Below are 8188 nucleotides of genomic sequence, written 5' to 3' on the forward strand. Positions count from 1 at the left end.
CCCCGGGCCGCGCCCGACCCTCCCACCGGGAGGGCGCATCGGCGATGTCGTCGCGGGCATATCCGCCACTCGAGTTTGAAAGATAAACTGCCCGACCACGAACGAGGCGAAGCGCCCACCCGAGGATCGGGCGCGGCCCTCGTCGCACAAGCCACATGACAAGATGACTGGCAACGCGGGCCGTTATAAGCTACCCCGCGCCCCGTATCGCTTTCGCGTATCGCCAAAAAGGAACACCCATGACCACACGCGCCGGTTTCGTCGCCCTGATCGGAGAGCCCAATGCGGGCAAATCCACGCTGCTCAACGCGATGGTTGGCGCGAAGGTCTCGATCGTCACCCATAAGGTGCAGACCACCCGCGCCCGCATCCGTGGCGTCGCGATGGAAGGCCAGAGCCAGATCGTCTTCGTCGACACGCCCGGCATCTTCCGCCCGCGCCGTCGTCTGGACCGCGCAATGGTCAACGCGGCTTGGGGCGGGGCGGCCGATGCCGACATGATCGTCCTGCTGGTCGAAGCCCATCGCGGTCTCACGCCCGGCGTCGAAAGCATCCTCGAAGCCCTGCGCGGTCGCGAAGGCACGCAGCCGGTGGCGCTTGCGATCAACAAGATCGACAAGGTGAAATCCGAGGAGCTTCTGGGTCTGACCGCGAAGCTCAACGAGGCGTACCAGTTCACCAAGACCTTCATGATCTCGGCCGAGCGCGGCTACGGCGTGCAGGACCTCAAGGAATGGCTGGCAGAGGAGATGCCCGAGGGGCCGTGGCTTTATCCCGAAGATCAGATCGCCGATCTGCCGATGCGCATGATCGCGGCCGAGATCACCCGCGAGAAGCTGACCCTGCGCCTGCACGAAGAGCTGCCCTATCAGCTCACCGTCGAGACCGAGAGCTGGGAAGAGCGCAAGGACGGCTCCGCGCGGATCGATCAGGTGATCTACGTCGCGCGCGACGGTCACAAGGGGATCATCCTCGGCAAGGGCGGCGAGACGATCAAGGCGATCTCGAAAGCCGCGCGCGAGGAGCTGATCGAATTTCTCGACCGGCCCGTGCATCTGTTCTTGCAGGTGAAGGTGCGCCCGAACTGGCTGGAAGAGGCCGAGCGCTATTCCGAGATGGGTCTCGATTTCAAGGACTCGAAGTGATGAGCGAGGGGCGTCTGACCACGGATTTCTGGGTCCGCGCCTATCTCAAGCGGCTGGAGCTGGCGAATATCCCGGCCTATGTCACCGCGCATGGGCAGGCGTCTTCGGGGGCCGTGCTGGTGAAATGCGCGCGGCTCGACGGGACCGCGCAAAGCTACGAGCGGCGTGCCGATCTGATGACCGGCAAAAGCGCGTGGATGCTGTTGCATGACGGTCCCGAGGCCGAGGTCGATGCCAGCATCCGCAAGCAGCGCAGTTTCGACCCGGACCTCTGGGTGATCGAAATCGAGAGCCGCGAAGGGCGCACGATGCTGGACGAGGATGGCCTCAGCGGCTGATCCCGAGACGGTTGAGACCGCGGCCCAAGGTCACGATCACCAGCCCGCCGATCCAGAAGGCCACGAGGAACTTCACGCACCACAGGCCCAGCCCGCCCCATCCGAGCCTGTCGAGGTTGAGGAAGAAATACGGGTAGAACCCGGTCTCCAGCCCCCGGATCACCGCATAGACGAGATAGACCAGCGGCCAGGCCAGCCAGATCACGGCGTGATGACTCGTCAGCCCGCCTTTCGGCGCGAAAGCCAGCCACCAGACCGGCACGAGGATCGGGGCGACCGTGTGATACAGTAGGTTCGAGACGTAATCGAGCCCGTGCAGCGGCGCGTCGCCAGCCAGCAGCAGGTGGTAGACCACGCCGACGATCAGGATCCACAGCACCAGCGCCGCGAGGAACGGCTTCGCCAGTGCCCGTTTGCGCCATGCCATCCAGCCGAAGGCGAGGCCCACCAGCGTATTCGTCCAGATCGTGAAGTAGCGAAACATCAGCCACAGGATGCCCAGCGGCACGGCAGCGTGGGGGTGTTCGGCCATGTTATTGACGAAGCTCGCGCCAAACGCCGCCAATTCGACGAGGGCGATCAGGGCGGCGAAAAGGATTGAGGCGCGTTTCATGGGTGTGAAGCTAGTGCGGCGCGCGACGTCTGCGCAATTCACGAAGCCGCTTGCGCCGCAACGTCACGGAAAGGATAGTCCCTCGCATGGACTGGCAAGACCTCGGCACGATCCTCTCGGCACGACCGCATGGCGAAAGCTCGATGATCGTCGAGCTGTTCACCTCGGCGCATGGGCGACATGCGGGCGTCGTGCGCGGTGGAGCGTCGCGCAAGATGACGGGGATCTTGCAGCCGGGAAACCGGGTCACGGCGACGTGGCGCGCCCGGCTGGAAGATCACCTCGGCAGCTACACGATCGAGCCTTTGCAGAGCCGCGCGGTGATCCTGTCGGACCGGCAGGCGCTGGCCGGGCTGAATGCGGTGACGGCGCTTCTGCGGTTCACGCTACCCGAACGTGAGTCGCATGACGCGTTGTTCATGGCCTCCGAGGCGCTGTTCGACGCGATGGCCGAGGGCGGCGACTGGGTGCCGACCTATCTGCGCTGGGAGTTGGGGCTGCTGGAAGAGATGGGCTACGGGCTCGACCTGTCGCGCTGCGCGGTGACCGGATCGCGCGACGATCTGGCCTATGTCAGCCCGCGCTCGGGCCGTGCCGTCAGCCGGCAAGGGGCCGGGGAATGGGCGCCGAGACTGTTGCCGCTGCCGCTGTGCCTGTTGGGGCAGGGGCCCGCGAGCCTTGGCGAGATCGTGCAGGGGCTGCGGCTGACCGGGTTTTTCCTTGGCGAACGGATGGCGCCCGATCTGGGGGATCGCCCCTTGCCCGAGGCGCGGCAGCGTTTCGTGGATTTGCTGGGGCGAAGTGCGCGCTGACGGAGGGACGCGCCCGAGCCTCGGGTGGGCGCTTTGTTCGGCTCGTGGCTGGGCGCTTTATCTCGCAAGCCCGTAGGTCGGTCGTGCCTTTACTGTCTTCGCCAATGCGCCCTCCCGGGGGGAGGGTCGGGCGCGGCCCGGGGCTAGTCGCCCCGTGCTATAGTTGGAAACCCGCCGTGGTGCTCAAGGCCGCTCGCGATCGTCCAGCAACAGCGTCAGCAGCGCCAGATCCAGCCAGCGCCCGAACTTCTTGCCCACCTGCGGCATCAAGCCCACCTGCGTGAAGCCCAGCCGCTCATGCAGCCGGATCGAGCCCTCATTCGCAGCGTCGATCGCGCCGACCATGACGTGAAATCCGCCCTCTTTGGCACGCGCGATCAGCGCTTCCATCAGCTTCGCGCCCTTGCCGCCCGCGCGGTGATCGCGGTGGACATAGACGGAATGCTCGACGCTCAGGTGATAGCCGTCATGGGGGCGGAACGGGCCGAAACTCGCATAGCCCACGGCGCGCCCGTCTTCCTCCCAGACCAGCACCGGATAGCCCGCCGCCTGCCGATCCGCGATATAGGCGCGACGGTTCTCGGGGCCGACCTCGATCTCGTTCCAGATCGCGGTCGTGTTGCGCACCGCGTCATTGTAAATCTCGGTGATCGCCTCTGCGTCTTGCGGTCTTGCGTCGCGGATCATCTGCGCCCCTCCAGTCTGTCGCGCCAGATTTGGCTGCGAAACTGGGCGAGCGCAACGCTATTTCTGCACGATGAAATGTCCGGTGCGGCGCACGGCCTCGGCGGCGGGTACGAACTCGACCCCAAGATCGCGAGTCGCGGCCTCGTGGCTGAGGTGCATCTTCATCCCGAGCATCGGCTTGATCAGCGCGATCTGCTCGTCGAACAGCGCGAGGATGGAGACGATCCAGTTCGGTGCCTTCCGCGTCGGGATCTTGCGGTCGGGGAACTCGGCCTTCAGCACCCGCGCCATCTCGAGGAAGGACATGAAGCTTTCCGCACAGATGTAGCGACGACCGATGCTCTCGGACCGGTCGAGCGCCGCGATATGGCAGGCGGAGACATCGGCGACATCGACCACCGGAATATCGAATTCCGGCGCCATCGGATCCTTGCCCGACATCAGCCGCTCGATCACCGCGACGGACGAGCCGGTATGGCGATCCATCGGCGTGCCGCAGACGAGGCCGGGATTGATCACCGTCAGACGCATCTCGTGATGATCCTCGATGAATTCCCACGCCGCTTCCTCTGCGAAGATCTTCGAGCGCGTATAGGGGCTGCAGGTCGGCGCGCGCGGGTTCGACCAGTCGCGCTCGGTCATTGGGTCGGAAGTCACGCCATGCATCACCGCCTCCATCGAGGAGGTCTGGATCACGCGGGTCACGCCCGCCGCTTGTGCCGCTGTCAGGACCCGCTTGGTGCCTTCGACTGCAGGCTGGATCACCTCGGCCTCGTTCTTCGGCTTGCTGAGCGGGAAGGGGGAGGCGGTGTGGATCACGGCGTCGACCCCCGCCATCGCCGCGTCCCAGCCCTTGTCCGCCATCAGATCGGCCTCGACGAAGCTCAGCCGTTCCAGCGCTTCGGGGCCGAGGTCACTCAAGGCGGCTTTCACCTCCTCGCCGCGGCTGGCCTTGCGCAGCGTGCCGCGCACGATCTCGCCCTGCGCCAGAAGGTCATAGGCAATGCGTTTGGCGATGAAGCCGGTGATGCCTGTGACCAGAATTGTGCGAGCCATGCGCCCTCCATTGTGCTGAACCTCGTCGTTCAGCTTGCGGGGGCGTTGCACGGGTGTCAAATCAGAACGGGGCGATGCGAGGTTCGCCCGCATCGCCCCGTTGAATAGAGTTTCGCTGGCTCAGCCGAGGAGACGCCGCGCGATAACCTGCGCCTGAATCTCGGCGGCACCCTCGAAGATGTTCAGGATACGCGCGTCGCAGAGGATGCGGCTGATCTGGTATTCCAGCGCGAAACCGTTGCCGCCATGGATCTGCAGCGCGTTGTCGGCAGCGGCCCACGCCACCCGCGCACCCAGCAGTTTCGCCATACCGGCTTCCAGATCGCAGCGATGGCCGTGATCCTTTTCCCAGGCCGAGAAATAGGTCAGCTGGCGGGCGATCATCGTCTCCACCGCCATCATCGCGAGCTTCGACGACACGCGCGGGAATTCGATCAGCGACTTGCCGAATTGCTTGCGGTCGATCGCGTATTGCATCCCGATCTCCAGAGCCGACTGCGCCACGCCCACGGCGCGGGCGGCGGTCTGGATGCGGGCGGATTCGAACGTCTCCATGAGCTGCTTGAAGCCTTTGCCCTCTTCGCCGCCCAGAAGGTTTTCGCCCTTCACGCGGAAATTGTCGAAGCCGAGCTCGTATTCCTTCATGCCGCGATAGCCGAGCACTTCGATCTCGCCGCCGGTCATGCCCTCGGTGGGGAAGGGGTTGTCGTCGGTGCCCGGCGTCTTCTCGGCCAGGAACATCGACAGCCCCTTGTAGTTGTCGGTCGCGGGATCGGTGCGTGCGAGCAGCGTCATCACATGGGTGCGCTGCGCGTGGGTGATCCAGGTCTTGTTGCCGGTCACCAGCCAGTCGTCGCCATCCTTGACGGCGCGGGTGCGAAGCGAGCCCAGATCCGAGCCGGTATTCGGTTCGGTGAACACGGCGGTCGACAGGATTTCGCCAGACGAAAGGCCCGGAAGCCATTTCTGCTTCTGTTCCTCGGTGCCGCCGCAGATGATCAGTTCGGCCGCGATCTCGGACCGGGTGCCCAAGGAGCCCACGCCGATGTAGCCGCGCGAAAGCTCCTCGGTCACGACGACCATAGAGGCTTTCGACAGGCCGAGCCCGCCATATTCCTCGGGGATGGTCAGGCCGAAGACGCCCAGTTCGGCCAGTTCCTCGATGATCTCCATCGGGATCAGCTCGTCCTTGAGGTGCCATTCATGCGCGTTCGGCTTCACGCGGTCTTCGGCATAGCGGTAGAACTGCTCGCGGATCATTTCGAGGTCTTCGTCGAGACCCGACTGCCCGAAGATCGAGCGGCCCTGCACGTCGCGCATCAGTTCGACCAGACGCATCCGGGCGGCGTTGGAATTGCCCTCGGCGATCAGTTTCGCGGCGGCCTCGGACGGGGTCCAGCTGACGCCCATATCGGCCAGGCGCACCATCTCGCCCTGGTTCATCTGGATGCCGCCCGCGATCTGCGCGAGATATTCGCCGAAGCCGATCTGCACGATCAGCTTCTCCATCTCGCCCAGCTTGCCTTCCTCGGCCAGTCGCGTAGCCCAGCCGTGCAGCTGCTTGAGCGACTGCTGATAGGTGGTCAGCCAGGCAAGACCGTGGGCGCGATATTGGTTCGCCTCGAGCGCGGCGCCGGAAATGCGGCCGTCTTTCTCGGTCGCGGCGCGCAGGCTCGCGGTCGCGTCGGAGACCAGCGCCTCCAGTTCGGGCAGACTCGCCTCCGCAAGGCCCATCAGGTCGTCCAGAATGATCGTCGTCGGCATATCGGCCCCGTCATGTGCCATGAGTCGGCTCCTTATTCTGCAGTTGCAGCCTGTCTAGTTACTTCGCAACCGCAGCGCAATAAAAATTCGCCAGTAGCGACAATTGCGACGGATAATGTCGCGGCGGTTGTCGGCGTGGTCGGGTATGCGCCTGATTTCACGTCGCTTCACGGCTGTATCCCGCCGCGTAACCCGGTAGAAGCGACGCGGGACAGGAAAGGGGAACGCGCATGTTCGGGATGGAAGTTTGGCAAATATTCGCGGCGCTTGGCGTCACGCTTTTCGCAGGTTTCGTGAAAGGCGCGGTCGGTTTCGCGATGCCGATGATCATGCTGTCGAGCTTCGCGTCCTTTCTGCCGCCGCATCAGGCGCTGGCGCTTTTGATCCTGCCGACGCTGGTGACCAACGTGATGCAGGCCTTCCGTCAGGGGGTCGGCGCGGCGGTGGGCTCGATCAAGAATTACCGGCTGTTCATCGCGATGATCATAGTCTTCATCCCGATCAGCGCGACCCTCGTCGACGTGATCCCGCAGCCGGTGATGTACGCGCTCTTGGGCGGGCCGATCGTCGCCTTCTCGATCTGGCAGATCTCGGGGCGGCAGATCCCGATGCCCACGCGCCACCGGGCGGTGACAGAGACGGGGCTGGGCATCGTCGCGGGGCTCTATGGCGGGATTTCCGGGATCTGGGGACCGCCGCTGATCATCTACCTGATCTCGATCGACGCGCCGAAACAGGAGGCCGTGCGCATCCTCGGCGTCGTCTTCCTCACCGGGGCGATCATCCTCACCGGTTCGCATCTGGTCTCGGGCGTGCTGAACGCGCAGACGATCCCGCTGTCGCTTCTGATGATCCTGCCCGCGCTGGCGGGGATGAAGCTGGGCTTCAAGGCACAGGACCGGCTCGACCCGGTGCGGTTCCGGTGGTGGACGCTGATCCTGCTGGGCGTGGCGGGGCTGAACCTGCTGCGCCGTGCGCTGATGGGTTAAGCCACGAAGGGACGCAGCCCCTGACGGCGGGCGGAGGCCAGCGTCTTCGCCTCGTAACCCGAGACGATCTTGCGCACCGGCTTGCGATGGAGCGGCACCCCACCTTCGCGCACCAGCCCCGCAAAGGCCGTGGTCGCCGCCAGAAGCGGTTGCCGGGCGAGCCGCCCGATATGCAGGCTCTCCAGCTTGCAGCCATCCGCCATCAGCAGGTGATGGCCGCCTAGCAGCAGCCCGTGCCATTCCAGAACGCCCGGGCAATCGGGTTGCAGCGCGGCGCAGCCATCGGCCAGCGAGCGCGCCTCGATCAGCACCTCGTCCTCGCCGAAGATGAAATCCACCGACGGCCCGCTCAGCGCCACGCGGTGCTGCGGCATGACCCAAAGATCCTGCCGTGCGGAGAAGACCGGCGCACAGAGTTTCACCGGACGCAGATGCCCGATCGCAGGCAGGCTAATCCGGCCCGACCAGAGCACCGGCTGCGGTCCGGCATCGATGGTCTCGACCAGATCGCCTTCGCGAAGCCGCGCGGCAGGCACCGCGCCCTCCGGCGTCTGGATCGGGGTCGCGGGGGCGAAACAGCCCGCCGGTCCCATCGGTTGCAGATGATCGCCAAGCGCCAGCCAGTCGACGCGCGGCCCGATCCGCGCGGGCCCCGCCGGATCGAGCAGGGCGGCGGCCTCGTCACGGGTCAGCGGCAGCGGGGCCACGCCCGCCTGCTGCCGGATCGTGCGCTGATCGAGCGCCTCCAGCGTCAGCAGGCTCTCGCGTCCCGGCCCGTCCCAGC

9 protein-coding genes are annotated in these 8188 nt (G+C 65.4%); 4 read left to right on the forward strand and 5 right to left on the reverse strand.

What is annotated here, in order from left to right; all coding sequences use genetic code 11:
- The first annotated feature begins 239 nt into the window (after positions 1-239).
- Together era and B3D39_RS12740 are read left to right on the forward strand one after the other, a co-directional pair.
- Positions 240-1145, forward strand: coding sequence for a GTPase Era (gene era / locus B3D39_RS12735; RefSeq protein WP_274961941.1), 906 nt, complete (start codon positions 240-242; stop codon positions 1143-1145).
- The gene (locus B3D39_RS12740) at positions 1145-1483 is read left to right on the forward strand and encodes a DUF1491 family protein (protein ID WP_078571197.1); all 339 of its coding nucleotides are present in this window, start codon (positions 1145-1147) and stop codon (positions 1481-1483) included. The genes era and B3D39_RS12740 overlap by 1 nt, the downstream gene beginning before the upstream one ends.
- Here the strand turns inward: B3D39_RS12740 and B3D39_RS12745 are convergent.
- On the reverse strand, positions 1473-2096 hold the full coding sequence (locus B3D39_RS12745; protein ID WP_078542548.1) for a Pr6Pr family membrane protein: 624 nt from the start codon (positions 2094-2096) through the stop codon (positions 1473-1475). The genes B3D39_RS12740 and B3D39_RS12745 overlap by 11 nt on opposite strands.
- An 86-nt stretch (positions 2097-2182) precedes the next feature.
- Here B3D39_RS12745 and recO point away from each other — a divergent pair, with 86 nt between their 5' ends.
- Positions 2183-2908, forward strand: a complete 726-nt coding sequence (recO, locus tag B3D39_RS12750; RefSeq protein WP_078542549.1) for a DNA repair protein RecO — start codon at positions 2183-2185, stop codon at positions 2906-2908.
- 183 nt (positions 2909-3091) lie between these two features.
- Here the strand turns inward: recO and B3D39_RS12755 are convergent, their stop codons facing one another.
- From B3D39_RS12755 to B3D39_RS12765, 3 genes are all read right to left on the reverse strand, one after another.
- Positions 3092-3595, reverse strand: a complete 504-nt coding sequence (locus tag B3D39_RS12755) for a GNAT family N-acetyltransferase (protein WP_078521463.1) — start codon at positions 3593-3595, stop codon at positions 3092-3094.
- A gap of 57 nt (positions 3596-3652) precedes the next feature.
- A complete protein-coding gene (locus tag B3D39_RS12760; protein WP_274961940.1) occupies positions 3653-4651 on the reverse strand; it encodes an NAD-dependent epimerase/dehydratase family protein in 999 nt (332 codons plus the stop codon).
- Between the two features lie 120 nt (positions 4652-4771).
- A complete protein-coding gene (locus B3D39_RS12765; RefSeq protein ID WP_286789759.1) occupies positions 4772-6436 on the reverse strand; it encodes an acyl-CoA dehydrogenase family protein in 1665 nt (554 codons plus the stop codon).
- A gap of 218 nt (positions 6437-6654) precedes the next feature.
- Here B3D39_RS12765 and B3D39_RS12770 point away from each other — a divergent pair, with 218 nt between their 5' ends.
- On the forward strand, positions 6655-7404 hold the full coding sequence (locus B3D39_RS12770; protein ID WP_255266542.1) for a sulfite exporter TauE/SafE family protein: 750 nt from the start codon (positions 6655-6657) through the stop codon (positions 7402-7404).
- On the opposite strand, the gene B3D39_RS12775 is transcribed toward B3D39_RS12770, so the two are convergent.
- On the reverse strand, positions 7401-8188 hold a 788-nt coding region (locus B3D39_RS12775), incomplete at its 5' end, for a Hint domain-containing protein (protein WP_286789760.1). The genes B3D39_RS12770 and B3D39_RS12775 overlap by 4 nt on opposite strands.

It is taken from the genome of Thioclava sp. UBA3469 (assembly GCF_002378135.1).
Classification (GTDB): domain Bacteria; phylum Pseudomonadota; class Alphaproteobacteria; order Rhodobacterales; family Rhodobacteraceae; genus Thioclava; species Thioclava sediminum.

Bases quoted from the DNA above. Each gene is read 5' to 3' on its own strand.
- era (WP_274961941.1), top strand. From the start codon at position 240: ATGACCACACGCGCCGGTTTCGTCGCCCTGATCGGAGAGCCCAATGCG.
- B3D39_RS12740 (WP_078571197.1), top strand. From the start codon at position 1,145: ATGAGCGAGGGGCGTCTGACCACGGATTTCTGGGTCCGCGCCTATCTC.
- B3D39_RS12745 (WP_078542548.1), bottom strand. From the start codon at position 2,096: ATGAAACGCGCCTCAATCCTTTTCGCCGCCCTGATCGCCCTCGTCGAA.
- recO (WP_078542549.1), top strand. From the start codon at position 2,183: ATGGACTGGCAAGACCTCGGCACGATCCTCTCGGCACGACCGCATGGC.
- B3D39_RS12755 (WP_078521463.1), bottom strand. From the start codon at position 3,595: ATGATCCGCGACGCAAGACCGCAAGACGCAGAGGCGATCACCGAGATT.
- B3D39_RS12760 (WP_274961940.1), bottom strand. From the start codon at position 4,651: ATGGCTCGCACAATTCTGGTCACAGGCATCACCGGCTTCATCGCCAAA.
- B3D39_RS12765 (WP_286789759.1), bottom strand. From the start codon at position 6,436: ATGGCACATGACGGGGCCGATATGCCGACGACGATCATTCTGGACGAC.
- B3D39_RS12770 (WP_255266542.1), top strand. From the start codon at position 6,655: ATGGAAGTTTGGCAAATATTCGCGGCGCTTGGCGTCACGCTTTTCGCA.